The organism is Providencia sp. 6390, from assembly GCF_058148425.1.
Map to the genome: position 1 here is coordinate 22,570 of NZ_JBYVYL010000001.1, position 25,158 is coordinate 47,727.

Here is a 25,158-nt window from a genome sequence, read left to right on the forward strand (position 1 = left end):
AAAGAGATAATTCATTATGCATCAAGTAGCTCTTGCAACATAGAGCCTGCTTTCTCTAACGATTTTAATCCACCTTTCACCCAACGTCCTTTACCACTCCATTCAAGCCGTGCTGCATGATCAAATTGGTCATAATCGACAGGATAAACGAGGGCTGGGATATTGTTTTCTATGCAATGCCACATAATACCTGCGCCACCATGATGGATCACCGCATCGTAACGTGTTAGCCACAAATCATAATTAACCCACGGTATGCGATAGACATTATTCACTTGCTGAGCACCTTCAGTCATCTGATGTCCATCAGTAAAATGAAATACATACTCAGGCAACGTAGAGGCTAATGTGATCACTGCCTTCATCACAGCATCTTTGTGCCAATCCAAATGTGTACCGAGGGTGACTAATATATGACGTTTACCCTCTTCAAACGGTGGCATCTCACATTGCACTGGCGGTGTATATAACGCAGGACCGATAAAGTGAACTGAAGCAGGCCAACTACGTGGAAATTCAAACTCTTTTTCGCCAAGAGCTAATATACATGATGATGAATACGCATTTTCGCTGCCATCAGCGCGATATAACTGAGTGATACCCGTTTGGCGGATCACGTTTCTAAATAACCAAAACACACTTTGTTTAAATAACCGTACTTTCTTTCGATGAAATGCATGCAACCAATTTTGATAAATATTTTGTGGTGGCATCAACCCACCGCAGTAGGCGGGGACACCATCAGGGGTTTCAAGTACACAAGGGGATGGCAGACTACTCCACCATAAAATATCCTGCCTGCGACAGACTTCACCCACAATGGGTAGTGTAAAATCAGCTATTGCTAAATCAGGTTTACCTTCGTCTAGCCATAGCTGATCTAACTCGTCAGCAAAGTTTTTCAATAAACCAACGACATTGCGAAACTGTCGATATAGACGAAGTGGGTTTGCACCCACTGAATATTGTGGGTTAACCACTTGTAGTAATGGCTGATCATAATCACTTGGAAGAGATAAACTGGTTAGTTCAGCGGCAAGGACGGATGCAGCGGCACCTTGCGTGCTAATAACGCGAACTTGGTAATGCGTAGATAGTGCGCGGGCTAGCGCTAATATCGGATGCAAATGCCCTGAAAAGGGAGGAGCCAATAAATCAATACGAGTGGTACCCGTAGGGATCAAGTTGTATAAGCGCTGCATTTAACCACCAAATCTTCTATAAACTGATTGCATAACGATAACAATTGCGGTTGTTCAAGGTAATTCATATGACCGCAGTCAATACGCTTATCGGCATGTCGAAACCAACAACGGGAAATCCAATCTTGTTTTCCTTGCACTAACAAGTGTTGACAGCTAGGGCGCTGCCGAGCAACAGGCCCGTAAGCAAAAATACTCACCCGTTTTAGTAATGCGGGTTCTAAATGCAGCTGGTTAAATAATTCAAGCCCACAACTACCGGAAAGCAATAGGGTGTGATTGGCTGAAGTTAGCATGTTGATCGTTTGCTGACGATAACGTAATGCAAAATTCGCTGAACGAGATCCGAAATATTCACGTGTATTATTGATGCTAGCGCGTAATAGCCCAGTTGTAGTCCATGGCGTAGTTTGAACTGTCCATGGAAAATTCATCATAACTTGCTGATGAGCACCTACAATTTTTTGTAAAAAAGTAGTTTGAACAGGGCTGAGAGACCAATTATTAGGGCGACTACGACCAGTAATAAACGCTACCTGTAAATGATTATTCATCATAATGAAGTGAATCGCTCGTTACTGAAAATGCGATAACGCCGTGAACGCCAATAAATAGTACGGTTAATTAATGCATGTATTAAATGGAATGGTTGTAATAATTCCGATAGCAATGATAAAAGTGGATTACTTGGGATCTCAGGTGCCATGACTTGCTGAATGTAGCGAAGTATCCAATGACGGGTCACTAATATAACGAATATCAGTACACCACTTGTTAAGTTGCTAAAGGCTATCACTAATAAGCCCCATAACAGCAGCGGATGTAACCCTTGCAGAACAAAAATAACTAAATTAGTTGCAGCACTTTTTTCACGCATCAATAAGGTGGCAAATAGAAACCAACGATGCATTTGTCGAAAGTAAGCTTTACTATTAGCGACGCTTGTTTGCACACAAACCGTTGCCGTGGATTGAACGATAGCGATGTTGTGGCGTGTGAGTAAAGTGGCTAAAGCGAGATCATCGGTTAATTGATGCAATATAGATTTAAAGCCGCCAACGCTTTCTAATGTTTTATTACGGACCACATAACACATGCCATTCAATGTTAGCGGTGGAATGAAAGGCAATAACGGTAAATAAGTCATTGCTGAATTATCGTTGACAAATTGCGCTAATAAACGCGAAGGGAGATTATTCGTTGTTCGATACCAAGGTAACGCAGTGACTAACGTATTATCTGCTAGCTTACCTAACATACAGCGTAATGACTTAGCGCTTAATACTGCATCATCATCAAGAACTAAAATAACGTTATTCGTTATTTGTATTCTTGCTTGTTCTAATTTAAATAATTTAGGATTCACCCCTTCAGGCGCTTGAGGAAAAGAGAGAATTGATATTTGCTGTTGCGGATGGCGTGATTGTAACCGTTGCGTTACTTGTTGTGCTTCTAAGTCATCATTATCAATTAACCAGAAAAAATGTGCTCCGTTTAACTGATTAATGGTTTTTTCTAGTACTGTTTCTAATGCGGGATCACCACTGAGAATGGGCTGCATCACTGCCACTGAATTTAAATCATTATCACAATAGATAGCAGGAACCCGTAATTCTTTGAGGGTAAAATAAAACTTAAACAACAGAATACATAGCCAAATAAGGGCAACTAACAGCATTTATTCATCATCCTATAATGTTGTAAAAACGCCTGAAGGCATTGTTGAAGGTCTTCTTCTGGCTTCCCAAAATCCTCATACATTGCTGCTACATCTAATGTGCAAGTATAGCCGAATACACCAATACCAAAACGCGTAATTGGGGGCTCACCTGATAAAGGTAACCAACGCCATAGCCATTCTAACAAGCCAGCAAATCGCATCGCATTGCTTAGTTTTATTGTTCTAACGGGTAAAGGTAACCCTAATTGACTCAGAACTTGATCCAAAAACGCCTCCGTTTCGACGGCTTGTCCCGCTGAAATGTTATAGCAGCTTTTCAATTGGGGATGATAGGCCGCCCGTAACAAATAATCACATAACATCTCAATAGGCATAATATCAGCCTGTGCCGACATCACTTTATTTTTTAGTCTAACTAGCTGATTTTTTCTAGCAGCCGCTAATAGTGGGGGAAGGAGTAATTGATCGCCAGTTCCAAATACAGCACAAGGGCGCAAAATGGTTTTTTCCCCTTGGTAGGAGCTGATTAATTGTTCTGCTTGATACTTACTGCGGCCATATTCATTGGTAAACGCTGTACTTAACTGTTGGCTTTCTTGCAAATTGAGTTGATGCTCAAAACGATAATAGACTGCGGCACTAGATAAAAAGATTAAGCGGGGAAAGCCACATTGGTTACAAAAATTGATAACTTGTTGAGTCGTTTCAACATTATCCTGATGATACTGCTGTATGGAAGCCCAAGGTGATGTTCTCCCTGCCGCATGAATAACCACATCAGGGGTAAAATCGAGTTGTGTAAGTTGACTCAAGGGCAACGTTTGATAGCGTATAGAAGCAGGAAAACCGCTCACCGATCGTCTCCCAATGCCATAAAGTTCAAGATCAGTATTACCAGCAAAGCGTCGTAGAAACGAACTGCCAATAAAGCCTGATGCACCGGTGATGAGTATTTTCATGATGTTAGAGACTGAAAGATTATTGATAAACATGTTTAGTAGCACAGAATACCACCGGTGACTTAAAGGAGGTAGTTGTACTATCTCTTTTAAAATCTTATTAATAGCTCTAATGTCGAGATGATTTTTTAAGGGAAATTAAGTGACATGATGACACGGCTATAAGATGCCGCTTTATCTGTATTAATCACTTTAGGTGCCTGACCTTTTTCAATCCGTTGAAGAAGTTACTTAAAAAACGATAAGCTACATTGATATTTCTGCGAGGTAAAAGATAAAAATCCAGGGCATCTCCTTTGCTGTCAACTGCACAGTGCAGATACGCCCATTTACCATTTGTTTTGGCATTGCTGCAAAGTTTTACAGGAGATAATTTCACTACCAAATATAGCCATTCATCTGATTTAAAATCCAATATATTGTGGCTATAGCGCTCCAATTTTTATAAAATCAAACTCTGCAACAGTGCCCTGCATTTTTCTTTGTGGCCAAAATATAAAGTAATGTGCAGGAGTAAAACACGATTTAAAATGAGACCATATCGGCAGGATTAAAGGTACTTTTCACGGTCAATGCACCTTTAATCAGAGGAATAACGACTGGCGAGATATATTTGCCTAATGGCAACTCGGCATGGTTGATGCGCGTAAGCATGTCGAAGTCGTTGTTGCGCCCAGTCACGTCATCGCTGATGGCCTTGCCGATGCGCACCGTTTGCGCCACGCCGTGGCCGCTCCAGCCATGTACCATATACACTGGCGCTTTGCTTTCGCTCTTGCGGCTATCGGTCGCACCATTGATGGTAAGATCGGTTATTCCACCCCAGGAATACTCAAGCTTTGGCTTCTCCAACTGTGAGAATACAGTCTCAATACGTTCGAGCAAGTAATTGTTAACATCTCTGGGCGACCAGGAATTCCCCGTACCCTGCCCACCGAATAATAAGCGGTTGCCACGTACAGCACGATAGTAATCGATCTGCAATTGTGTGTCGTAGATTGGAAGATCGGCAGGCAGCAGTTCGCGTACATCAGTTTTCAGCGGTTCAGTCACCCCAACATAAGTCACGAATGGCATCGTAGTGGAACTGCCAGAAATAAATTTGTGCGTAGCATAGTGTACTGCCAACACCGCGGCCTTACGTGCTCTGATAACGCCGGAGGCGGTTGTCACTACCGTGCCTTCCGCAGTCTCCTGAATACCTATGACTTCGGTGTCTTCATACACGCGCCCGCCTTGTTGGACAAAACCGTAAACCATGCCACGCAGCAACGCTAACGGATGAACTTGGCCACCAATACTGTCTAGGGTGCCGCCGTGATAGATGTCTGAGCGGACATATTCTTGCAACTCATGCGGGCCGATAATGCTCACATTACGATCGCCAAGCGCGCGCCGCGCATCGGCGTTTTTTACTAGTGCACCTATATGTCCACTATGTATCGCGGCGGTAAGATGCCCGCGCTTGCGGTCACACTCAAATCCATAGCGTTCGGCAAGTTCATCGATGAGCTCCATAGCTTCAATTGAAGAAAAGCGCCATAGACGTCGAGCTTCATCGGATGGTAGGTTTTCGAGGATGGTGTCGGCCTCCCATCGAGCCAGACCGGGTGTAAGCTGACCGCCGTTACGGCCTGAAGCACCTGAGCCGATGTTATTCTTCTCAACCAGAATCACGTCCAACCCGGCTTCAGTCAGGTGAAGCGCTGTCGAGGCCCCCAACAACCCGCCACCAATGACCACCACATCACAGGTCCGTTCACCTGGCAATGCGCTAAAGCGCGGCCATTCGGCCAGAGAGTCTTCATAGTAATTGGCGGGCATGGCGCCGGAAGCACCCTTGCGCCAGTTCCAGATTCTCGGATCAAGCCCCAACTTGCTCTCCGCCTTACGGGCATCCGGCAAGATTAAAGGCCGTAGAAGATCAGAAGCGCCTGCCGTTGTCACGGAGCTTGGCTCTGTCTGTGCAAACAAATAAAATGGCTGTAGAGCTGCTGCGCCTGAAATGGCAGCCGCCTTGAGTACAAATTCACGTCTGTTCAATTTCATAAATTTTTCCTCTGTTCATCAAAATATCTCAAGCTTGTCAGCCCTTGGGATTGGCGCCATATTTATTATTGCCTGGTGTACTATCTAGCAGGGTGAAGGTCAGCACAACGACAGCCCCGATAAGTGGGATTATATAGAGTAGCACCCACCATCCGGAGCGGCTGGTGTCGTGCAAACGACGCACTGTCACGGCCAGAGCCGGCAGCAAAGTGACCAATAGATAAAGAGCCGTGAACCAACCGAAGAGGATTTCAGGGTTGGCGATGGCAAGTTGACGCTCAACAAAAGAGATCGCTAATACGGCGATGATCTGAAACAGCGCGAAATACCAGTAATCCCTGCGCCGAGTTCGTCCCTTGAACACTGCATACTGCTTCAATGCATGCAAATACCCATTCATTTATTTTCTCCCCACGACTCGAAAAACAAGCTAAACATGATGCGCTCTCGGTCTGCTATACAGTTGTTACATCTATTTGAACAATTAAGTTTGTTTGTTCAAATTAGTATCTAAACCAGATTATCGAATATCAATTAAGCGCCGTCGTTTGCTACAGATACTTCAGTTCAGTGTAATCATATATGCCATACTTTGAGCCTTCTCTCCCAATCCGAGGCTAGCCACGTCGAAACGTCTATCTGAAGCGCTTTCGGATAGCCATTGTCTACCGACTTGCGCCTACTGCACAAACAGGGAAGGGTCTTTCATTCTGGCGGCCAGTTTAAAACCGCTTGTCATCACATTTGCTCCCTACCAGTCAGATCAAGCAGTACGGTTTCGAGGATGCTGAGTGCTTCGTCAAAGTGAGCATCCTCGATGGTCAGAGGAGGCAGAAAGCGGATTACGTTGCTGTACACACCGCAGGTCAGCAAAATGAGTCCACGTTCAAGCGCAGCTAGGCGTACCGCACTGGTGAAATCAGGATTGGGGGCAGATTTATCCGCTTTGTTGAATTCGACTGCGACCATAAGCCCCAGTCCACGCACATCGGCGATCTGCGGCACTCGATCGCGTAAAGCCAGTAGGCGTGCTTTGAGCCTATCGCCGAGCTGCTCAGCGCGCGCAGGCAGGCTTTCTTCCTCAATAACATCAAGCACCGCGTGTGCAGCGGCGATGCTAACCGGATTACCGCCGAAAGTGCCACCTAGACCACCTGGAACCGCCGCATCCATCAGTTCTGCACGGCCGACCACCGCCGCTAGTGGGAAGCCTCCTGACAGCCCCTTGGCCAACGTGATCAGGTCGGCGGTGATTTCATGGTGCTCCATGGCAAAAATTTTACCGGTACGTGCGAAACCAGTTTGGATTTCATCGGCGATCAGTACGATGCCATGGCGATCAGCAATTTCACGTAATGCTTTCATCAGAGCCGGCGGGGCTGCATAGAAACCACCTTCTCCTTGCACCGGCTCAATAATGATGGCAGCCACACAGGATGGTTCAATGTCAACCTTAAACAGTGTTTCCAACTCATCCAGAGTCTGTTCGATACTAATTCCATGTAGCTCGACCGGAAACGGAATACGATAGACATCACCGACCAACGGGCCAAAGCCAATTTTATACGGTGTGACTTTTCCGGTCAGCGCCATTCCCATGAAGGTGCGTCCATGAAAAGCACCACTAAAGGCAATCACGCCTCTACGCCCGGTTGCAACGCGGGCGATCTTAACCGCATTCTCCACCGCCTCGGCACCAGTGGAGACGAATATGGTTTTTTTGGCGAAGTCGCCGGGTACGAGTTGGTTAAGCCGCTCAGCCAACGAGACATAATTTTCGTAAGGAACCACTTGATGGCAGGTATGGGTGAACTTGTCAATCTGCGCTTTAGCCGCGGCGATAACCCATGGGTGGCAGTGGCCGGTGTTGACAACTGCGATGCCGGCAGCGAAGTCGATGTAGCGACGCCCCTCCACATCCCAGATTTCGGCATTTAGCGCACGTTCCGCGTAGATCTGCGTGGTCACGCCCACGCCTCTGGCAATCGCTGCGCTGCGTCTTTCAGGTAGGTTGTATAAGGTCATAACGGTTTTCCTTATTGGTTAAAAATGACTGTTGGCAATAATTGTTAGAAACGTTCTAACTCTATGTTTTTGAGAAAAATCTCGGTCTTTCTCAAGCTATATTCAGGTTGTTGCAAGCACCACTAGGTATAACGCGTTTCCCTCACTGCTCGAGATGCGGCTGCGGTCCTTGCCCTTCCAGAGTGAACCGGGACGAACGCCAGACATTGCGGAAGTCACCACCCGCGAATCTCCGTTAATGACCAGCGCCGGCTGACCTATGGCGCCCAATGCTGGCTGGATGAAGCGTTCCAGTGTCGAAACCAGCACATCTACTGCCGCCACTCCGACAAAGGTGTCATCGATCAATACAGGATGCGCTGCGGTGATGGTGTAAGCGCCATTGCAAACATAGTCCACGTAGGGACCGTCAACAAAAGGCCTGTGGTGGCGGGCGGGTTGTTCGAACCAATCGAATAAACGGAAATCTAGACTTTGCCGAGCTTCTTGATTGTGTTCCAGTTGCGCCTGTTTTATGTCCTTTCCCTCCTGGCGCCACCATTCTAGCGTCCAGTAGCCTTGATTGGTCTGCGTCGCTGCATAGCTGGCAAAACCAGCGCCGTTGCATAAGGGGTTGCTTAGCAGCGCTTTGCGGATGTGCCCTTGAAGTGTTTGCCGGTGCTCGTCGGACAATCTGATACCGTCGCCTTTATAAGCTGAAGAGCCAGACAGAAGACAAACTGCTTCCTCGGCCAGCGTTTCGGCTGTTTTCTGCGCATCCATCAGGATACAATCTAAAATGTTTCTGGCCTGATTGATCTGCGAGTTTTCATGTCTCATTTGTTGCCCCCATTTCGATTTCACCACCGCCTACCTAGCGCTGCGCGGCTTCTTATCTATCTAGCCTGCGATTCGACATCAATACGCAATTTGTCCTCGAGCATTCGATCGGTAAGTACAGCGATCATGCTCTGAGCTAACTGGCAACTGACCAGATCGTCTGCCTCGTGTAGAGCGGTTTCCAGCAAACGATAAATCGCTACGATCTCTGCGTGGATCGTTGCATCCTGATACAGACCTGCCGAAAGTGGCGCCCATTCCCCCTGGATTTCCAGCTCTTGGTTAGCGAGGCGTGCAGATTGGGCATTAGCCGCTAGCATCAGCAGGCAGCGCATGTCTGCCTGCGCCCTAGCTTCTGGTTGTACCGCAGCCGCAAAAGCATCTATCTGTTGCGTCAACCTGCGTATTTCAGTCGGTGTGGATCTTTGCGCTGCTAGCCGAGCGCTGTGCCCAACTACCGCGCAGTGAAATTCACCAAGATCTGCCAGATAGTGGGCTGTCGCCAGACGCAACGGGTGGTGTTTCTGCCTCTCTTCAGAAGACATTTCACACACGAAACTGCCACCGTTACGTCCTCGCCTAGTGTCGATCAAACGCCTGATGCGCAGCGTGTTCAGCGCTTCGCGCACAGTCATCGGCGATACCCCCATCAGACGCGACAGTTCAGTCTCGTTCGGTAACTGCTCCTTCGGCTCCAACAGCCCCGCGATAATTGCATTCGTCAACCGTTCAATAACTTGTTCCGACCGCGTCGCCTGACCGATTGGAGCATAAACAATGGAATGTGCGGTCATGTCTTCTCCTCTAGAGATACGCATCGTGTAAGGTGTGCTTATTGTTCAATTCATCAAAAGGCATCGTAACGACGCCGAGCTTGATCGTCTTTCGGTACGGGCGTGATGGCATCCCATAATTCGATCACCTTCCCCCCCTCGACTCGCCACAGTTCGAAATAAGAATGGCGGACGCCAGCGATACTGCCCTCAGAATGAGTCAGTACAAACTGACCGTCAGCGACGGTATGATGGATACGCTGATAGTTTAGCCCTTGCCCATCAGTCCTCAGCTTATCTAGGAAAGCAATCACGGGTTCCACGCCATCGGTGATGTCAGGGCTATGCTGAAAGAAGGTCTTGCCGTCTGTATAGCGGCGGAAACCGTCGTAGTCACTTTCGATCAGCGTGCGAGTGAAAAACTCTGTCACCAAAGCTCGATTTTTTTCACGGTCATGCCCAGTACCGGGTTCGGTAGGGCCGTCAAGCTGAGTGCGACCACTTGCATTGGGTGCGGCCTCAGGCACCAGACCATCCCAGTGTTTGATGATTTTGTCGCCGGCCACTCGGTATAGGTCGAAACCGACCAGCGGCTGTTCATCCAGACCGATAAAACGCCCGTGTATAGCCACGAGATCGCCATCTTGCAATACTCGGTGGGTTTCATGCCGCAGGTTGGGGTGTGTCTCAACTAACTCGCGCAGGCCCAAAACACCCTCTTTTTTGACTCGCTGTGAGTGCTCGATAAAATCGGGCGAAAAGTAGCGGTCAAGCGCTCCCGTGTCGCGCTCAGTGAATAGTTCGCGGTGCGCACGCGACACCAAGTCGCGTAGGGATTCAATATAGTTCATTACAGTCACTCCAGTTGTCAGTCGTTGGCGCTCATGACGTGCTTGATACGTGTATACTCTTCAAAACTATAGGCTGAAAGATCCTTACCATAACCGGAGCTCTTGAAACCACCATGAGGCATCTCACCAGTCAGCGGAATGTGGGTGTTGATCCACACCGTACCGAAGTCTAGTTCACGTGATAGACGCAGCGCGCGTCCGTGATCGCGAGTCCAAACGCTGGAGGCCAACCCGTATTCCACATCGTTAGCTTTTTCGATGGCATCAGCTTCATCTCGGAACTTCTGCACTGTGATGACAGGGCCAAAGATCTCGGTCTGGATAGCTTCATCATCCTGTTTCAGGCCAGTGATCACAGTCGGCTCGAAGTAAAAGCCCAATCGGTCTGCTTGACGTCCACCGGTCTCGATACGTGCATGGGCAGGCAGGCGGTCGATAAATCCCTTAACCCGCTTCAGTTGGTTGGCATTATTGAGCGCGCCGTATAACGCATCAGTGTCGTCTGGATCACCGAAGCGAGTAGCTTTAGCGGCTGCTACCAATTTGGCAACGAAAGCGTCATGGATAGATTCAGCGACAATCACGCGTGCAGCAGCAGTGCAGTCTTGGCCAGCATTAAAGTAGCCAGTCATGGCGATAGTTTCCACAGCTTTCTCCAGGTTAGCATCTTCGAATACTACCACCGGTGCTTTACCACCCAGCTCCAGATGCGTCTTAGTGAGGTTGGCTGCAGCCGAAGTGGCTACCTGCAAACCGGCGCGCACCGAACCTGTGATGGACACTAGAGCAGGCGTTTTGTGTGAAATAACCTTAGAACCGGTACTTGCATCGCCGAGTACCACGTTGAAAGTCCCCGCAGGAAAGAACGGCGCAGCTAACTCGGCTAGCAATAATGAACTTTCAGGTGTGGTATCGCTAGGTTTAAGCACCACGGTGTCCCCTGCGGCAAGAGCCGGAGCAATTTTCCACACTGCCATCATTAGAGGGTAGTTCCACGGTGTAACCTGACCAACCACACCGAGTGGCTCACGGCGGATACTAGAGGTGAATCCTTCCAGATACTCGCCGGAGGACTTACCTTCTGGCAAGCGAGCCATACCAGCGAAGAAGCGGATCTGATCTACGGATGTCGCAACTTCTTCTGATGCGATAAGGTGCTTGATCTGACCTGTGTTGCGGCTCTGCGCTTCGACCAGTCGATCGCTATTTTTCTCTACCGCATCGGCCAGCTCCAACAACGCCTTCTGACGCATTGATGGCGTGCTGCGCCCCCATATTTTGAAAGCCGCTCGCGCTGCAGCGTAAGCCTGGTTTACATCCTCATCGTTGGAGTTTGGGGATTGGGCGTAGACCTTTCCTGTGACTGGGCTTATCAGATCGAAGCGATCATCACTACTGGATTCGACGTATTCACCGTTGATAAAGTTCTTAAGCGTTGAAACGGTCATCGTTCTCTCCTTAACGGGTGTATGGTTGAAAACAAGTCATATTACATAAATGTTAACAATTTGTTATCCTCATAATTAACTATAACCTATAATGTTATATGTTTAATTAAAATTGCTCAAATTATGACCATGGTCACAATATGGCACTGTTGGGATTTGGAGAGAGACGGAATAATAAACGCCGTTAAATGAAGACGTTGTCGTCATCGTAGGTAAGGTCCTAATCGAGCTTGTCTTAAATGCCGGGGAGTGGAATAGACAGCTTGAATGAAAAGTACTCCCCCGTCATTGGTAAATAAAATTACCGTCCACTATTTGTCTGCCGAGTGTGGGCTTTTTTATGCGTCCAATATAGCAGCCTGAGCGCAACTCAGAGCGCACCAATCACCCGACCACACAACGCAATAAATAAAATGGATCGCACTTACTGCATTGCGCTGGCGAATCACAGAGCCCACGAAATAAAAGTTTTCACCACGTAAAACGCACCCGCCTGCACAATTTGGATCTAAAAATTATTTCAGTTTTAAAATTCTACAAACCATATCGCTAAGCCACACCAATACTAGGGAGCTGCCGAAATTATCAAAATGAAATATATAAATATTTTCTATTTTACGTGGATTTCATTGGATCGGGATCTCGATATCACCCGCGTAATTTCAATAAGTCAGTAACCGTACGGCTTGAGGAGAAATGAAAAACTGAAATGAGTTACAAAATTATTTGGGGAAAATAGCGTGACATACTTTTGAAAAAATAAAAGTCGTCGTGACATGTCACGAAAAAATAAGGGGAAGTAAAAAATTTCAGGCTACGAAAATATCCAATGGTTACATAAAATAAAAAAGCCACTTCTTTCACAGTGGCTTAATGTACTCGTTTGAGAATTAAATTTAACTGTAATTTATTTTAAGCAATTTCGACACTAAAAGAGCCTATAGAACAAGCGGTTAAAGCATCATCGAAGTTAGGGAGAATTAAGTCAATATTCTTATTTGGCGATAAAATTAATACAACTTCTTTAATGGTATTTAAAAATGAATATATTTCACCAGCAATCATCATGGTATACCTTACATCATAAAAATTACCAGTATCTACCAGTATAGAATCTCTATTGTCAACAAAGAACTTAACGCATTTATTGGCTAAATCTAGATTAGGATTTACTTTAAAATTCAAAAATTCTTTAACAATATCAATTGATTTTGATATTCGAATTATCTCTTTACCAACAGTTATAAATACTTCATTTGAGTTAATATTAGATTTTTTGAAATTATCAACATCATGTATAGAGTCTCTTATAGTTAGAAACGTGTTATAACATGAACCAATTGATTCATTTAGATAATCATAAAAATCTGGGTTTTCAGTATCTTCATAATTAGATTTTAAATCGAATGCTTTTGTATATAGTAAGTTGGATTGAAAAATTTCTTCATCTGCACTGGTTTTAACAGATGATAGTAACTCATTTATATTTTTCCTAGATAAAAAATATAAATCTACCTTATTCTTTTTTTCTGTAATTTCAATTTGTTTAGCCATCTGAATCGAGCGATGTGCGTAAACAATAAAAGCACCTAAAATCGGTGATAATGCCAAAATACCTAATGAAAATTTATTGATCTCTAAAAATGAATTATAACCATTGGCATCAAATTGAAATGGGTATGGTGCACTAAGCCATAAAATAAAATACAAACTGGAAATTAGTGGAAAAACTATAGCTAATCTGAAAAGCCATTGCTTTTGTAAGCTATCCGAATTTAATGAGAATCGTTTTCTCTTTTTCCATGCCCAGAATGTAATACATAAAGAAATAAAACAATAAATTATGAAACTCATATTATTACGTAGCCTAATTAAAATTGGTGAGAAAATTACACAAGAATTTTATAAATAGTTAGTAAATTTCATCTAAAAGCAATAGTGTATACTAGTGGACGCAAAGTGGACATTAGATAAAGCAAAGGGGCTGTGTTTTCACGCAACCCCTTGATTTAATTGGTGGGCTGGCGGAGTCTGAATTAAGCTTTTATTGCATTGATTTTAAACTAATAAAATCCAATTCAACTTTTAATTTGGGCCTATTGTTGGGCCTAAAGTTTATTTTGCTGTTTTTGTGATGTGGATTAAAAAAGTAGTTTGCTATTCTAACATGGTTGATTGGTTACGTTGTCAATACAGTTCGGATGTTCCAGATATAGTCATTCAAACCCTGAGATTTATACTTCTTAGTGATTTAGAGTATGCAGACAAGCTGCTGACTATGTTTTTTCGAAGAACTTGGAATGCGTATCGATCTCCCGATATAAAGGGTTGCTAATGACTATAATAGAGTAGTTCACTGCTCATGTTGTTCTGGAGTGAGCAGATGAGAAACACGATATTTACATTTATTTTATGGTGGTAAATATTCTTTTTGATTAAACGTACATTAGAAGCAATTGATACCAGGCTCAGAGAGTTGCACTAAAAGGTAAAAGTCAGGATCATTATCTTTGTTATCTCTGGCCCGCTATAGGTAAGCCTTCTACCCCAGTGGTGTAAAGGATGATCTGCAAGATGCAGAGTTAGAGCTAATGCCACACTATCCCTGAAAAATAAAAGTCACAGAACCCGACAGCGCTGATATCCAGTTACTTAAACAGTTAGTTGAGTAGCGCCGACAGCTAGTTAACTACAGCTCCGAGTGTTGTGTTATAAAGGCTAATATTTTGATGGCAACAACGCAGGCGACACAAACAAAAGATGTTAGTTAAATCATCAACACTTATGATGAGTGAATCGAAACGCTGTTTAATACATTCCCAAATACAAAACTGGTCAAATCACTATCAGGCATTGAGCCATGTATGGACCCACGAATACTTATTTAATTTAGTGATAACCGTTACTAATTTAATAACGAGGGATAAATTCAAAACTATGCATGTATTGAGTCAGTAACAGAGTGAAGGGTCAGAAGATGTGGGGGTTATTGACGATGGTAATGTTCAAAGCTCATCCGACAGGCATTCGCAGAGTGGGCAGCGAAAATAGTTAATTCGTCATATTGACCATATTTTGTTATCAGAGCCAGTGAGAAAGAGGAAAATTACCTCAATTAGCCGCATTTAAATGAATAAGTATCATTTATCGGTGCTGTAAGATAAGAACCAACTAGGATGAAGCAAAATATTTGTTGGTACTTGAAGATAAACTGTTTCTCTTTCTAAGGCTAAAAAAGGTTTGCTGAATGTATCAGGGTGTGAACGTACTTCGAGAAGTCTTTTGTATCAAAGTTATAGGATCGGTTATCACTGGCTTGATTTGGAGGGACTGAAAATAATCATGTGTGTCAATCCAAATATCAGAGCGATGCACTGAGTGAATTTTGTATTATTTATAATAAAAAATTGATACTAGTAATGAGGTTTATTTAAACATGCCGTTAGTGTATATTATGTTTAAAATTTCTAATAAAAATTGAATGTAGCCATGAACTATAAGCAGGAAATAAAAAAATGGAATAATGAAGAAATCTGGAGGAAGTTCTCTGTTGATTTTCTGAATGATATGGGATGGGAGACCTATGAAATATCAGATAATATGGGAATTTGTGATTATAGAGGAATAAAGTACCTTGTTTCTTTCAAACACAACATTAATAAGGGAGCTATAGGTACAGGTTTAGAAAAAAATATTGCAGATAGAATCAGAGAGCATAATGTAGAAGGGTTTATAGGCTTTTATTCAGGGAATTACACAACATCGTTACTTGATAGACTCAGGGCTATGCAAATTAATTTCAAGTTATTTAATGGTTCAAGAATAACTACATTTATTCCTTTTTCGCACTCCAATATTATTGACACTTATTTCGGTAGCGGAATAAAAGGTCTATCTTTTATATCAGCAAATTATTATTTGAACTTAAATGATGAATCACTTTATAAGCCACTTGAGTGCATGTGTGGGTGTGGTGAAGATATTTTAAAACCCATTAATATTGCATATTCTATGGTTTTATTACATAAAAATAAAAATAGTATTTATTTAATCTACGGACTTAAGTCTTGTATAAATAAATATGATGATAACACAGAATGTGGATGGCTTGAGATAGGTCAGATATTACATCCTGACCAATTTATTGAATGGAATCAATCTATTAGGTGTTACCTTGAGAAGAGTAAAAATTTGGAAACCGAATGTTTCTATAAATGTAAAAGACTATTTACCATGAGAATTATGCAAAGAATTAGATCTGTTAATGCAGGTCTTTTTTTGAGGTTAGGGTAAAAAATGAATATATTTCAAAATATGTCTCCGGATGACTGGGAGAATTTTGCTGCATATTATTTAGAAAATATCGGATATACGATTTTAGAAGATGCTTCTGTAGGCCCTGACGGAGGTAAAGATCTAATTGCTGAAAAAGATTCAATACGGTGCTTAGTTAGTTGCAAAAACTATGTGAGATCTAATAAATCGGTAACACTTTTTGATGAGGATTCAATTACTGATAGAATGTTACAACATAATACAGAAAGATTTATAGGTTTCTATTCAACTAAGGCAGGGAAAAATTTAAGGGATTATTTAAATTTATCTGATATTCCTCATTTAATATTAGAAAATACTGAGATAGCTAAAAATTTAACAAGTCTTCCATTCATGGTTAATCAAAGTTTTTTTTACTCAGGAAGTATTACTCAGCCTAAGATATTTGGAGCCGACTATGATCCTTTGCTTTGTTGCTGTGGCTGTGGTGATGATCTACTAAATGCTGATAATATCGATAGTGCTAAGTGTTGTTTACTCTTATTTGATAAGGATTTAAATCTAAAGTGGTACTTAAATGACCATATGGGGAAGCTGAAAATTCTTAAGGAATATCAGTTAAATAAATTCATTCACCTAAAAAAGTTAAATACAATGATCAATGAGATTGAATTTTTTATCGATGCTTCAGAATATAATGTTACTGCTCAATTTGATGAAGCTTTTACTAAGATAGTGGAACTATGCCATCAGATGATTTATCCATCTGATTGGCTTATTGATTAGTCAACCTTTTATGTTTTTCGTCTGCTTTTCGTTAAAATCGTTGGTTAGCTGGCTTATTTGTATATTATATCAGAAAGTTGTTAGCCCGAATCTGAACCAATATATATCATTATTAGATTGATGATTAAGATACCTAAAAAGCACCCGAATCAAAAAATGGCAGATCACTCATTCTGCCATATGTTACCTTGGTAGAGAGCCAAAAATGATTATTTCCCCCCAGCCACACTCATCTTCGCCAGCTCCGGATTATTGGCCTCAAAGATCGATAGCGGTAATTCGATTTTGCGTCCATTCTGATATTCCACCGCTTTAACTACTTCAAACTCAGCAACATCCTCACACGGAATTTCCAACCCTGCAAAGGTGGCTCGAGTGGCGCTAGAATCGCCAAAAGGTTCCACTTCCAGTATCGTATCCCCTAATACTTTTCCTTGCCCATCTTTCATTCGCAGCGTTAGTTCTAGTGCGCCAAATTCAGCGTGGTCTAAAACCATATGGTTACCGCCATTATCGAGGGTAAATGAATAACCACAGTAGCCTTGGTTAATAAAATTTGAGCTGGTATGTGTGATGCTCGCATAACGCTGTTGTTCTTCAGCCAAACTAAATGCACTGGCTGCCAATAAACCCACCGCAAATACGCTTTTTATCTTATTCATTACGTTACCTTTTTGTTCTCTTTTATCGTCCTCACTACCGTCAATGGCGGTAGCGAGAATATAGATTTATTGTTGGTAGGCTTGAAATCCGCCTTTAGTACGATCTTTTTCTTTCCAGCGCGGTCGGTTCTTACCTGAGAACTCTTTTTGCATACTCCAATACCCAATGGGGTAACGGGCTACAATCGTCCCACCAACACCAATATCGACCGAGGAGTACTGACCATTATTAATGGTTCCTTTTTGGACGTAGGCATTAGGGCTACAAGTGCCTGTATCGCGTTGTTGCCAGTTTCCGTCAGTTCTTGCCACGATATAAAAATCACCAAATGCACAGTCTGATGCTGATTTATGATTCAGTACAGCAACATAATGCTTGGTTGAGCCCACAATCCTACAGCTACTGTTTTGGCTTCCACACACTTGCCATAAGGTTTTACCGCCATCCCCTTTATATTCCCAAATGGTATTTTTAGGGGGCTGGCTGGTGGCAGAGGCGGGTGATGTCATCAGCCACAGTGAGGCCAATACAGTCACAACTACATATCTTTTCATTATAAATTCCTATCAACATAAATAGAAACGTCAGATTGACGCTTGATGAACACCGTCTAATGGGTGCTTGGTTTTCCCTGATATGGCGTATTCTGTGGTTATCTGGTGAATAAGGCATTCACAACAAAAATTGCTGATCATGCTTAATGTGATGACTGACGGTTTAGTCGCATTGAAACCCAGTGATGAATTCGCCGATGAAGATAAAAGGCGATACCAGTGGCGATAAGCAAATCAATCAGCAATATTGTGGTGGCGATAACTTCAGTAAAACCGTATAGCCAACCGGATGACATGATAATCAGTAGGCTAGAGAGGGCTAATCCGATAATGATGGTAGAGATAATGGCAACTAATTTGGGGTTGAAATGGATTCTATAATCATTCCCCTTAAAGGCACTTAAAACCCACAAGCCTAATTGCGCCAAGAGTTGTGGGATAACCAAAGCAAAGAGATATAAAACGAGGTACATCAATGTGATCCCATACGGGTTCATGATGAGAGCGATAAGCTGGAAGTGTGTTAACAATACGCCAGTGATCCAAAGGCATAACAAAATACTGATAACGATAGCTATTCTCTCTAAACCCAGTTGTAAGTGTGAAACGGTGTTCATATTTTTAAGCTTCCTTATGTGATGATGAGTTCACGGTGTGAGGGTGATTTTGAATAGGCATGATCCATTCGTGGCCGCAATCGCGGCACATCCAGCCCGTGCCCCATGCAATGATGTCTTGCTCAGAAGAACAGTGGGGGCAATGTGTAGGATGCGATGCTGGTGGGGTTAATAGCGTCATGGTCGGCTCCTTTCTTTGTGTGATGGAAGAGAGGTAAGTACTTGTGATATCAATCGAAAATGCGGTAGTGCCGCGATAAAACTGTTTTGTTGTGACAGTTGCATCACTGCATGTTTCGGTGTGAAGGGGGTATTAAGTGATTGAACTTGCTGGATATCCTCTAACAACAAGACATGTACTTGCTGGTGGTATTCCGCCAATAAGTACCACTGACCTTCACGGTAAATGAGTTGATAAGGTTGTAGTGGATTAAAACGACGCTCAGGCGTGAGTAAGCTAATAGATTGCTTACTGGTAATGGCATACACCAATTGATAGAAATGGTCGGCATGTAGAGCTGAAATCTTATGGGCGTGATGCCAAATCAAACAAGGTGCATGGGGCTGCTGGGTTAACAGCAACCCGAGTAAGCGGCTGTCTAGCCCCGGGAACAACCGAGTCATCCCAATCTGTTTCACAAAGGTAAGAACATCTTTGTCTCGATAAGCTTTTAGCGTATTGATGGGCAAGCGATAACAACCTTGCCGACCTTCTACACCAAGATAGGCCAAGCGTTCACGTAAATCCCGTTGTAACGTGCGTTCAGAAACATTGAACTCTTGGACTAAATGCGAGAGCACAAGGCTTTCTCCTGCCATTAAGCGGGCAATCAGCGCAGAGAGTCGCACAGCCATGCGGTCATATTTTCGGTTGGTCTGAAACATAACGTATTGCTCTCAATAACAGACGTTAGGAAATTAAGAAGTGAGGGAGTTTAACTTAGGGGATTGACAGGTTATGTCTGTTGGGAAAAATTCTCATTGGGCTTTTTAGTGAAAAATGACTATAAGTAATTCATTGATAAATAACGCGATGCTGTTTATTTAAACGATAGGAAAGTGAGGTGTAACGACACAACCTGTCAGGGCGGGAAAATTAGTTGGGCTGACGAGGGGCGAGTTGGTTAAATAAGGTATCTGCCATCACCCACAGGGCTTTATTGAGTTTGATATCGCCATCAATCCCATTCACCGAACGAGTTCGGGCCCGTTTACCTTTTGCGGTTCTGCCTGATAATCCCCCTTTAATCAGGTTTTCTTGTAGACGTTGGTACACCGTCCAAAGATCTTCTTTCTTATCTTCAAAGCGTCGAGGCTGTAGAATTTGCTCTCGTGTGACGGGCTGGAACTCTTCACCAAAGCGGTAGGTCAAAGCCGCTTCAGCAAAGGCTTGCTGGGCGGGAGGCGGTAACAATAACGACTGCATACTTTCGCGTTTTTCAGCCACTTGCTCAAAAGTATCTAGCACCTCATACGCCCCTTCAATCACTTTACCCACCACATCCCCTTTATGGGGTACACGCACTTCCCCTAATACATCGCCGCAGACCAAACCGTTAGAGCACACGGCTCTAAAGAGTCCCGGTAACATTTGATAGCTACTTGAGCCATCATGGCTATTGAGCAAAATAATTTCAGGAACTTGTATTCCCGTAATTTGGTCATGGCGTCGAAGCCGTAACATATGCTTGGTGTGCTCTCGACGACTGATATCCCGTACACGGGTCTGGCAAGCAAAGAACGGATAAAAGCCTTCTTTTTGCAGGCTATCGAGTAAGGTAATGGTAGGAATGTAAGTATAACGCTCACTGCGCGAATCGTGTTTTTCTTCAGAAAACACACTCGGTACAGTACGGAATAACTCTTCGATAGTGAGTGGACGGTCACGGCGAATACTGTTAGCAGAGCCAAAACGAGACGCTAATAAACTCATGATAAAACTCCTGATTAATCAATTAAATGGAAAATGGCAGCGGATTCAGGATGTTGTGAAGCGTAGTCACGCAGCTGATAAAAGCGGTCGCACATCACTTCACTTTCCGTTTGGAATGACCAGATACTGTACAGAATCAGACACACAGCAATCCCTGCCGCTTCTTGACTCACAGTGGCTTCATTGCCGTTGTGCATGTTGAATAGGGTTAAGGTGTCTGCGTTGATATCGGGGAAGATAAAGGCACCGCCATTACTGAGCATCCCGTACTCCCAGTAACCGCCATGATACTCGTCGCAGAATTGACCCATCGTGGTGAAGATCACCACTTCAAAGGTGGCCCAGCCTTTCACTGCACCAAAATGGTTGAACCAAAAATCAAGGCGTTGTTCATCAGGGACTAATTCCATTGTGATAGTAGATTCAGTTGTGTTACTCATAAGTTGATACTCCAATAAAAAGAAATAAAAAAGCGCCAATCCCGTTAAGGACTCGCGCTTGATGTCATCAATGTTGTGTTAATTTAAGAAGTTAAAAGAAAAAACTCCACAGGGATTTAGCGACGGAGACGATGCTATTTTTGACCGTACCAATCGTACTTTTTATCAGTGGTGGCAACGGAATGATGTCGATTAAAGTATCAACAATATCACTGACACATTGCCCAAAATCGTTACGTGCCGAAGTTTCTACAGATTGCGTCCGGTAAGTGTTGTTCAGTTGCCTAGCGACACCGCTACTAGCCTCTGCCGGTAATACCTGTATTAATTGCTCTGCTAATTCAGTCAGTTGGTAACCTTCTGCCGCAGAAACCGTCATCACAGGATGATGCGGCTTAAATGCTGTTATCACGGCTTGCTGCTTTAACTTCAAGTTAGCCGCTTGCTCCGGGGAGGGCTGATGCTTGTGTTCATCCCACTGGCGATAGGGTTCTATTTTGTCAGCTTGGTTAAGCACAAATAGAAAGCGGTTTGGTTGATAACCACATTGTTCCGTGAGAAAGCGGTAGCACTGTTCATCTGACGACCATGCTCTATCATCGGCCTTAAGTACCCAGATAATGAAATCCAGTTCCAGCAATAAGCTGCGATAGAGCTGGTGGTATTCTCTATCTCGCTTAAGGCTTTCCCCTACACCGGGTAAATCAACAAAGGTGAGTGTATGGTTGTTCATCGACATACTGAAGCGCTGGGCTTGGCGTGTACAACCAGAAACATTACTTACAGGCGATAGTGAGGATTGGAATAGGGAGTTGATCAGACTGGATTTTCCAGCTCCAGTTTTACCCATCAGACCTATGGTGGGTGAGTAGTTGATTAGGTGATTGAGTTGGTTGAAAAAAGAGGTTTGGAATGAATGAGGTAGAGCGGATAAGATGGGTTTAAAGTGAGAGCTCTGATGCATATTACTCCTTGAAATGAAAGAAAATGACAGTTATTCAAAGAGATAATATATATCTGAGATTTTTTTATTTGTGTTGTTTTTCAATATTACCAATATTGAATTATTGAAATCGATTTGACACAAAATATTTTATAGGTTCATGAAGTTGGTTAATACAAAAATGATTATGCAAAAATTAATACTAGTGATGTTGATATAACACATAGGATAGTGTTTAAAACAATTGAAAAGCTGGAATCCGAAAAATACTACGATAATATTTATTTTTAATTGGTTACTATAGATCGAGTGAGACAGAAAGGGCTGACGCAAATTCTTCTAAAAGATCTGAATCTAAAGGCCAGTCTCTTACAACTCTATTTTTTCGCTCTATTATTAACCAGCCAGTAAAAATAGAGATACTTTGCTTATAGAATGGATTTTTATGTGCTTTAGTTTTTATCACATTAACCAAGTCATAGGCATCATTTTCAATTATTTTTCGTATTCTTAATTGAAACTTATTTTCAAAAAGATCTTCAAATGCATCTAAAACATAATAGGATGACTTTTGCAATTTTAATGGTGGTGAAGATAGAAATTCTGTGTATAAAGAATCAAGTATTGATACAATTTCATATTGCTCAATAGGTCCTTGTAAGCTAGTACTTACTTCTTTAAAAAAATCGTCTGTAGTTTCAATCAATGCCATGCTTTTAGCGACGGTTCGATGGATTTCTGGTTTAACTATTTTGTTAGTTTTATAAATTGAATCATGCGTTAGCTCCGCGTATGCATGCTGAAGTAGGGTTCGAATTTGTATTTCACATGGTGTACTTTCTGGTATGGTTATACCATCAAACTCTATGTTTCCTTTTGCTCGAACAACAAAATGTACAGATTGATATGTGAATAATAATGGACTCTTGTTACGTTCATCGTTGAAATGCCTACATTCCTCAGCAATCCAAGATGTATCAGATCTAATGATATCGGCAATTTGTTCAACTTGATCAATAAGTAACACTACAAATCGACACCCCACCTTATCCTCAATATCATCGTAAGGCTGTTCATATGACTTGTCCGGCCTATAAAAAGCTTTGTCAATAAGTGAATTATTGTCTTTAATTCGAGCAAAAGGTGTTATCTTTACGTAATTGTTAATATCATATCCTAGCAATTCAATAGATGAGTTGATTTTAGATACGACAAAGTTGCCCCAAGCTTGGTAGAAGGGTTTTTCTATATGCCATTTTTCAAGAAATTCAGCCTCATTCACTGTGGTAAGGCCAATTTTTCTTTTATAACTAGTTTAGTCCAATTTACGGGAATACCGTTTTCATCAAATACAATCGGCTCCATAATTACTTTGTCCTTTAGTATTTCAGCAGGTGCTAATAAGCGTATATTTTGTCCAAATGACACTTTTTGCATTTTAAGTTTGCTGTTAACATGCTGTGTATCCTTTGTAAAGGATGTAGTAGGAACCCCCGAATCCCCTAAGTGAGCGATGAAGTCATCAGCAGTGTCAGAATCGAAATAAGTTCGGGCAAATTTGTCTGGTGATATAACTCCGGATTTATCTAGTTTTAAATAACAGACTAGCGCATTATTTAGCTCGTATTTTTCCTCATTCGATACTTCTAGATTCTTGATGAAGGTTTTAACAGATTCAAAGAATTTTTGGGTATTTCTTGCACTTGATTCTGGATATCCGCAGCCTAAGAATGTTTCATAGAAATACTGAGCAGCTATTTTTCCATCTACTTGGCTAATTTGATAGTCGGATACAGCTACTACCCAGCTATCATTTAAGTCAAGAGTTGTTGAATCGCCCGATTTGGGATGTTTTTCAGCAAATGCTGCGGTTTTAAATAGCTTGGAAGACGGTGTTAATAAAGCCTCTTTTACATATTTAAGAGAGATTTCATGAGTGTTCTCATCTTCAATTTTCTGATAGGCGCTGTAAATATCAGCCTTTATAACGCCAACTATTTTTTTTCTTTTATCCGCTTCGGTTGAACCAAAAGAACCCAAGAACACTACTACTATACCACCCGATAAACCTTTACGTTTTTGAGCATCAGCAAGTTTATCTGCTAATACGTATGTTGTGTCAATAAATGTTACATCTGTAACTGATCTTAGAGATGTGAATAAACTTGGTGTTTTGTCTTTATCTTGTTCAATGATCTTCATATCTACGGCTTTTGATTGAGAGCCAAGAGCACCGATTACTCTTTGTTTGAAGGTCTCCATAGCTACCGTATCGAATTTAACAAGAACTGAACTTTTTTCAGGGGCCTTCTTAGAACCGTCTGGGTTTCTTTTAAAAATCTGATGGATACAAATTTTATCTATTTCTAAGTGAGTTAAATGCATGTTAATCCTATTCTAATCATCTGAATTCTTTAATGAGATGGAATTACGGGATGATGTACGATTTATATTACGCCATTCACTACCATTGTCTTCCCAAATATTTTGGTATCGTTCAAATAACTCTAATTGTTTATCATGTGACATTTGTCCTACAGATTGTGAGAAACAAATATCATTTTTTAATTGATATAAGTGTAATAGAGTCGACTTTTGTCTTATCCATAATTTTTTATAATCAAATATCACATTCCAACCGTTTACAGCAGTAAGTATAGCGCCAAAACAGAGGGCCAAATTTCTTTGATATTCTTGGTAGCCACTAATAGTAAGTCCCAAAGTAACAGTAATCGAAGCACCGAGGAGAAGAGTTAATATATTGATAATTTTTGTTTTCCTCTTAAGGCAATCAACCTTTGATTTGAGTGTGACAATACTATTTTCAACTTCGCTCAAAAGGAATGTATCAGTATTAATGATTTCCACTTATACCTCGTTTATACATTTATGAAAATAATGAATTATGCCATTATATCTTAGTGTTTGAAATATCTAACTTGGTAGTGTGTCAGCTAATTCTGTGCCAGATCACATTGGGCGTTAAAGTGGCTGTTTAAAAAAGAATTTTAGCTTTCTCCGCCCAAACTCACTTGATTTTATGCGATAATCTTAGCCAAACCTATTTTGTATACATTATCGGCAGTTAGCGTAAAAATAATCAACACTAACTCCGCGCTTGCCGATAATAACTGATAAGC

25 protein-coding genes and 1 pseudogene are annotated in these 25,158 nt (G+C 42.3%); 3 read left to right on the forward strand and 23 right to left on the reverse strand.

Going from position 1 to position 25,158, the window contains the following annotated elements; genetic code table 11:
• Positions 1–14: 14 nt before the first annotated feature.
• The 13 genes from AC3Z9T_RS00105 to AC3Z9T_RS00165 all read right to left on the reverse strand — a co-directional run bounded on the left by AC3Z9T_RS00105 (position 15) and on the right by AC3Z9T_RS00165 (position 13,661).
• Positions 15–1,202, reverse strand: coding sequence for a glycosyl transferase (locus AC3Z9T_RS00105; RefSeq protein ID WP_490124226.1), 1,188 nt, complete (start codon positions 1,200–1,202; stop codon positions 15–17).
• Positions 1,181–1,759 (reverse strand): hypothetical protein, encoded by a 579-nt coding sequence (locus AC3Z9T_RS00110; RefSeq protein ID WP_490124227.1) that lies wholly within the window; start codon positions 1,757–1,759, stop codon positions 1,181–1,183. The genes AC3Z9T_RS00105 and AC3Z9T_RS00110 overlap by 22 nt, the downstream gene beginning before the upstream one ends.
• Positions 1,756–2,880 carry a glycosyltransferase family 2 protein gene (locus AC3Z9T_RS00115; protein WP_490124228.1) on the reverse strand — a complete coding sequence of 375 codons (1,125 nt, stop codon included), beginning with the start codon at positions 2,878–2,880 and terminating at the stop codon, positions 1,756–1,758. The genes AC3Z9T_RS00110 and AC3Z9T_RS00115 overlap by 4 nt, the downstream gene beginning before the upstream one ends.
• Positions 2,871–3,845 (reverse strand): NAD-dependent epimerase/dehydratase family protein, encoded by a 975-nt coding sequence (locus tag AC3Z9T_RS00120; RefSeq protein ID WP_490125113.1) that lies wholly within the window; start codon positions 3,843–3,845, stop codon positions 2,871–2,873. The genes AC3Z9T_RS00115 and AC3Z9T_RS00120 overlap by 10 nt, the downstream gene beginning before the upstream one ends.
• Before the next feature lie 184 nt (positions 3,846–4,029).
• Positions 4,030–4,221: a DDE-type integrase/transposase/recombinase gene (locus tag AC3Z9T_RS00125; protein ID WP_490124229.1), complete on the reverse strand. Its 192-nt coding sequence runs from the start codon at positions 4,219–4,221 to the stop codon at positions 4,030–4,032.
• A gap of 146 nt (positions 4,222–4,367) precedes the next feature.
• The gene (locus AC3Z9T_RS00130; protein WP_490124230.1) at positions 4,368–5,891 is read right to left on the reverse strand and encodes an NAD(P)/FAD-dependent oxidoreductase; all 1,524 of its coding nucleotides are present in this window, start codon (positions 5,889–5,891) and stop codon (positions 4,368–4,370) included.
• A gap of 37 nt (positions 5,892–5,928) precedes the next feature.
• Positions 5,929–6,291: a DUF805 domain-containing protein gene (locus AC3Z9T_RS00135; protein WP_490124231.1), complete on the reverse strand. Its 363-nt coding sequence runs from the start codon at positions 6,289–6,291 to the stop codon at positions 5,929–5,931.
• A 338-nt stretch (positions 6,292–6,629) separates the two neighbouring features.
• The gene (locus AC3Z9T_RS00140) at positions 6,630–7,916 is read right to left on the reverse strand and encodes a 4-aminobutyrate--2-oxoglutarate transaminase (protein ID WP_490124232.1); all 1,287 of its coding nucleotides are present in this window, start codon (positions 7,914–7,916) and stop codon (positions 6,630–6,632) included.
• Between the two features lie 102 nt (positions 7,917–8,018).
• Positions 8,019–8,735: a cache domain-containing protein gene (locus AC3Z9T_RS00145; RefSeq protein ID WP_490124233.1), complete on the reverse strand. Its 717-nt coding sequence runs from the start codon at positions 8,733–8,735 to the stop codon at positions 8,019–8,021.
• Between the two features lie 56 nt (positions 8,736–8,791).
• A complete protein-coding gene (locus AC3Z9T_RS00150; RefSeq protein ID WP_490124234.1) occupies positions 8,792–9,529 on the reverse strand; it encodes a FadR/GntR family transcriptional regulator in 738 nt (245 codons plus the stop codon).
• A 53-nt stretch (positions 9,530–9,582) separates the two neighbouring features.
• Positions 9,583–10,359 (reverse strand): nuclear transport factor 2 family protein, encoded by a 777-nt coding sequence (locus tag AC3Z9T_RS00155; protein WP_490124235.1) that lies wholly within the window; start codon positions 10,357–10,359, stop codon positions 9,583–9,585.
• 17 nt (positions 10,360–10,376) lie between these two features.
• Positions 10,377–11,807, reverse strand: coding sequence for a gamma-aminobutyraldehyde dehydrogenase (locus AC3Z9T_RS00160; RefSeq protein WP_490124236.1), 1,431 nt, complete (start codon positions 11,805–11,807; stop codon positions 10,377–10,379).
• Between the two features lie 912 nt (positions 11,808–12,719).
• On the reverse strand, positions 12,720–13,661 hold the full coding sequence (locus tag AC3Z9T_RS00165; protein ID WP_490124237.1) for a hypothetical protein: 942 nt from the start codon (positions 13,659–13,661) through the stop codon (positions 12,720–12,722).
• A gap of 692 nt (positions 13,662–14,353) precedes the next feature.
• Between AC3Z9T_RS00165 and AC3Z9T_RS00170 the strand changes: the two are divergent.
• From AC3Z9T_RS00170 to AC3Z9T_RS00180, 3 genes and pseudogenes are all read left to right on the forward strand, one after another.
• Positions 14,354–14,982, forward strand: a pseudogene (locus tag AC3Z9T_RS00170) (IS110 family transposase); the annotation flags it as partial.
• A 314-nt stretch (positions 14,983–15,296) separates the two neighbouring features.
• Positions 15,297–16,100, forward strand: a complete 804-nt coding sequence (locus AC3Z9T_RS00175) for a hypothetical protein (protein WP_490124238.1) — start codon at positions 15,297–15,299, stop codon at positions 16,098–16,100.
• Between the two features lie 3 nt (positions 16,101–16,103).
• The gene (locus tag AC3Z9T_RS00180) at positions 16,104–16,868 is read left to right on the forward strand and encodes a restriction endonuclease (protein ID WP_272691413.1); all 765 of its coding nucleotides are present in this window, start codon (positions 16,104–16,106) and stop codon (positions 16,866–16,868) included.
• A 209-nt stretch (positions 16,869–17,077) separates the two neighbouring features.
• On the opposite strand, the gene AC3Z9T_RS00185 is transcribed toward AC3Z9T_RS00180, so the two are convergent.
• From AC3Z9T_RS00185 to AC3Z9T_RS00230, 10 genes are all read right to left on the reverse strand, one after another.
• A complete protein-coding gene (locus AC3Z9T_RS00185; RefSeq protein WP_490124239.1) occupies positions 17,078–17,530 on the reverse strand; it encodes an IrmA family protein in 453 nt (150 codons plus the stop codon).
• Positions 17,531–17,596: 66 nt separating this feature from the next.
• Entirely contained in the window at positions 17,597–18,085 is a 489-nt protein-coding gene (locus tag AC3Z9T_RS00190; protein WP_490124240.1) for a hypothetical protein, read from the reverse strand.
• Positions 18,086–18,228: 143 nt separating this feature from the next.
• On the reverse strand, positions 18,229–18,702 hold the full coding sequence (locus AC3Z9T_RS00195) for a hypothetical protein (RefSeq protein WP_490124241.1): 474 nt from the start codon (positions 18,700–18,702) through the stop codon (positions 18,229–18,231).
• Positions 18,703–18,879: 177 nt separating this feature from the next.
• The gene (locus tag AC3Z9T_RS00200) at positions 18,880–19,587 is read right to left on the reverse strand and encodes a WYL domain-containing protein (RefSeq protein ID WP_163784989.1); all 708 of its coding nucleotides are present in this window, start codon (positions 19,585–19,587) and stop codon (positions 18,880–18,882) included.
• A 211-nt stretch (positions 19,588–19,798) separates the two neighbouring features.
• On the reverse strand, positions 19,799–20,635 hold the full coding sequence (locus AC3Z9T_RS00205) for a DUF932 domain-containing protein (protein WP_490124242.1): 837 nt from the start codon (positions 20,633–20,635) through the stop codon (positions 19,799–19,801).
• A 14-nt stretch (positions 20,636–20,649) separates the two neighbouring features.
• A complete protein-coding gene (locus tag AC3Z9T_RS00210; RefSeq protein ID WP_490124243.1) occupies positions 20,650–21,075 on the reverse strand; it encodes an antirestriction protein in 426 nt (141 codons plus the stop codon).
• 91 nt (positions 21,076–21,166) lie between these two features.
• Positions 21,167–22,039 (reverse strand): GTPase family protein, encoded by an 873-nt coding sequence (locus tag AC3Z9T_RS00215; RefSeq protein ID WP_490124244.1) that lies wholly within the window; start codon positions 22,037–22,039, stop codon positions 21,167–21,169.
• A 277-nt stretch (positions 22,040–22,316) separates the two neighbouring features.
• Positions 22,317–23,300 carry a GTP pyrophosphokinase gene (locus AC3Z9T_RS00220; protein WP_490124245.1) on the reverse strand — a complete coding sequence of 328 codons (984 nt, stop codon included), beginning with the start codon at positions 23,298–23,300 and terminating at the stop codon, positions 22,317–22,319.
• The gene (locus AC3Z9T_RS00225) at positions 23,297–24,403 is read right to left on the reverse strand and encodes a nucleoid-associated protein (RefSeq protein WP_490124246.1); all 1,107 of its coding nucleotides are present in this window, start codon (positions 24,401–24,403) and stop codon (positions 23,297–23,299) included. The genes AC3Z9T_RS00220 and AC3Z9T_RS00225 overlap by 4 nt, the downstream gene beginning before the upstream one ends.
• 12 nt (positions 24,404–24,415) lie before the next feature.
• On the reverse strand, positions 24,416–24,886 hold the full coding sequence (locus AC3Z9T_RS00230) for an SLATT domain-containing protein (protein ID WP_164526512.1): 471 nt from the start codon (positions 24,884–24,886) through the stop codon (positions 24,416–24,418).
• Positions 24,887–25,158: the final 272 nt, after the last annotated feature.

What these genes read in the sequence shown, in the direction of transcription:
- AC3Z9T_RS00175 (WP_490124238.1), top strand. Translation starts at nt 15,297, where the DNA reads ATGAACTATAAGCAGGAAATAAAAAAATGGAATAATGAAGAAATCTGG.
- AC3Z9T_RS00155 (WP_490124235.1), bottom strand. Translation starts at nt 10,359, where the DNA reads ATGAACTATATTGAATCCCTACGCGACTTGGTGTCGCGTGCGCACCGC.
- AC3Z9T_RS00130 (WP_490124230.1), bottom strand. Translation starts at nt 5,891, where the DNA reads ATGAAATTGAACAGACGTGAATTTGTACTCAAGGCGGCTGCCATTTCA.
- AC3Z9T_RS00140 (WP_490124232.1), bottom strand. Translation starts at nt 7,916, where the DNA reads ATGACCTTATACAACCTACCTGAAAGACGCAGCGCAGCGATTGCCAGA.
- AC3Z9T_RS00180 (WP_272691413.1), top strand. Translation starts at nt 16,104, where the DNA reads ATGAATATATTTCAAAATATGTCTCCGGATGACTGGGAGAATTTTGCT.
- AC3Z9T_RS00185 (WP_490124239.1), bottom strand. Translation starts at nt 17,530, where the DNA reads ATGAATAAGATAAAAAGCGTATTTGCGGTGGGTTTATTGGCAGCCAGT.
- AC3Z9T_RS00195 (WP_490124241.1), bottom strand. Translation starts at nt 18,702, where the DNA reads ATGAACACCGTTTCACACTTACAACTGGGTTTAGAGAGAATAGCTATC.
- AC3Z9T_RS00115 (WP_490124228.1), bottom strand. Translation starts at nt 2,880, where the DNA reads ATGCTGTTAGTTGCCCTTATTTGGCTATGTATTCTGTTGTTTAAGTTT.
- AC3Z9T_RS00200 (WP_163784989.1), bottom strand. Translation starts at nt 19,587, where the DNA reads ATGTTTCAGACCAACCGAAAATATGACCGCATGGCTGTGCGACTCTCT.
- AC3Z9T_RS00210 (WP_490124243.1), bottom strand. Translation starts at nt 21,075, where the DNA reads ATGAGTAACACAACTGAATCTACTATCACAATGGAATTAGTCCCTGAT.
- AC3Z9T_RS00225 (WP_490124246.1), bottom strand. Translation starts at nt 24,403, where the DNA reads ATGCATTTAACTCACTTAGAAATAGATAAAATTTGTATCCATCAGATT.
- AC3Z9T_RS00110 (WP_490124227.1), bottom strand. Translation starts at nt 1,759, where the DNA reads ATGATGAATAATCATTTACAGGTAGCGTTTATTACTGGTCGTAGTCGC.
- AC3Z9T_RS00205 (WP_490124242.1), bottom strand. Translation starts at nt 20,635, where the DNA reads ATGAGTTTATTAGCGTCTCGTTTTGGCTCTGCTAACAGTATTCGCCGT.
- AC3Z9T_RS00105 (WP_490124226.1), bottom strand. Translation starts at nt 1,202, where the DNA reads ATGCAGCGCTTATACAACTTGATCCCTACGGGTACCACTCGTATTGAT.
- AC3Z9T_RS00135 (WP_490124231.1), bottom strand. Translation starts at nt 6,291, where the DNA reads ATGAATGGGTATTTGCATGCATTGAAGCAGTATGCAGTGTTCAAGGGA.
- AC3Z9T_RS00215 (WP_490124244.1), bottom strand. Translation starts at nt 22,039, where the DNA reads ATGCATCAGAGCTCTCACTTTAAACCCATCTTATCCGCTCTACCTCAT.
- AC3Z9T_RS00150 (WP_490124234.1), bottom strand. Translation starts at nt 9,529, where the DNA reads ATGACCGCACATTCCATTGTTTATGCTCCAATCGGTCAGGCGACGCGG.
- AC3Z9T_RS00165 (WP_490124237.1), bottom strand. Translation starts at nt 13,661, where the DNA reads ATGAGTTTCATAATTTATTGTTTTATTTCTTTATGTATTACATTCTGG.
- AC3Z9T_RS00190 (WP_490124240.1), bottom strand. Translation starts at nt 18,085, where the DNA reads ATGAAAAGATATGTAGTTGTGACTGTATTGGCCTCACTGTGGCTGATG.
- AC3Z9T_RS00160 (WP_490124236.1), bottom strand. Translation starts at nt 11,807, where the DNA reads ATGACCGTTTCAACGCTTAAGAACTTTATCAACGGTGAATACGTCGAA.
- AC3Z9T_RS00145 (WP_490124233.1), bottom strand. Translation starts at nt 8,735, where the DNA reads ATGAGACATGAAAACTCGCAGATCAATCAGGCCAGAAACATTTTAGAT.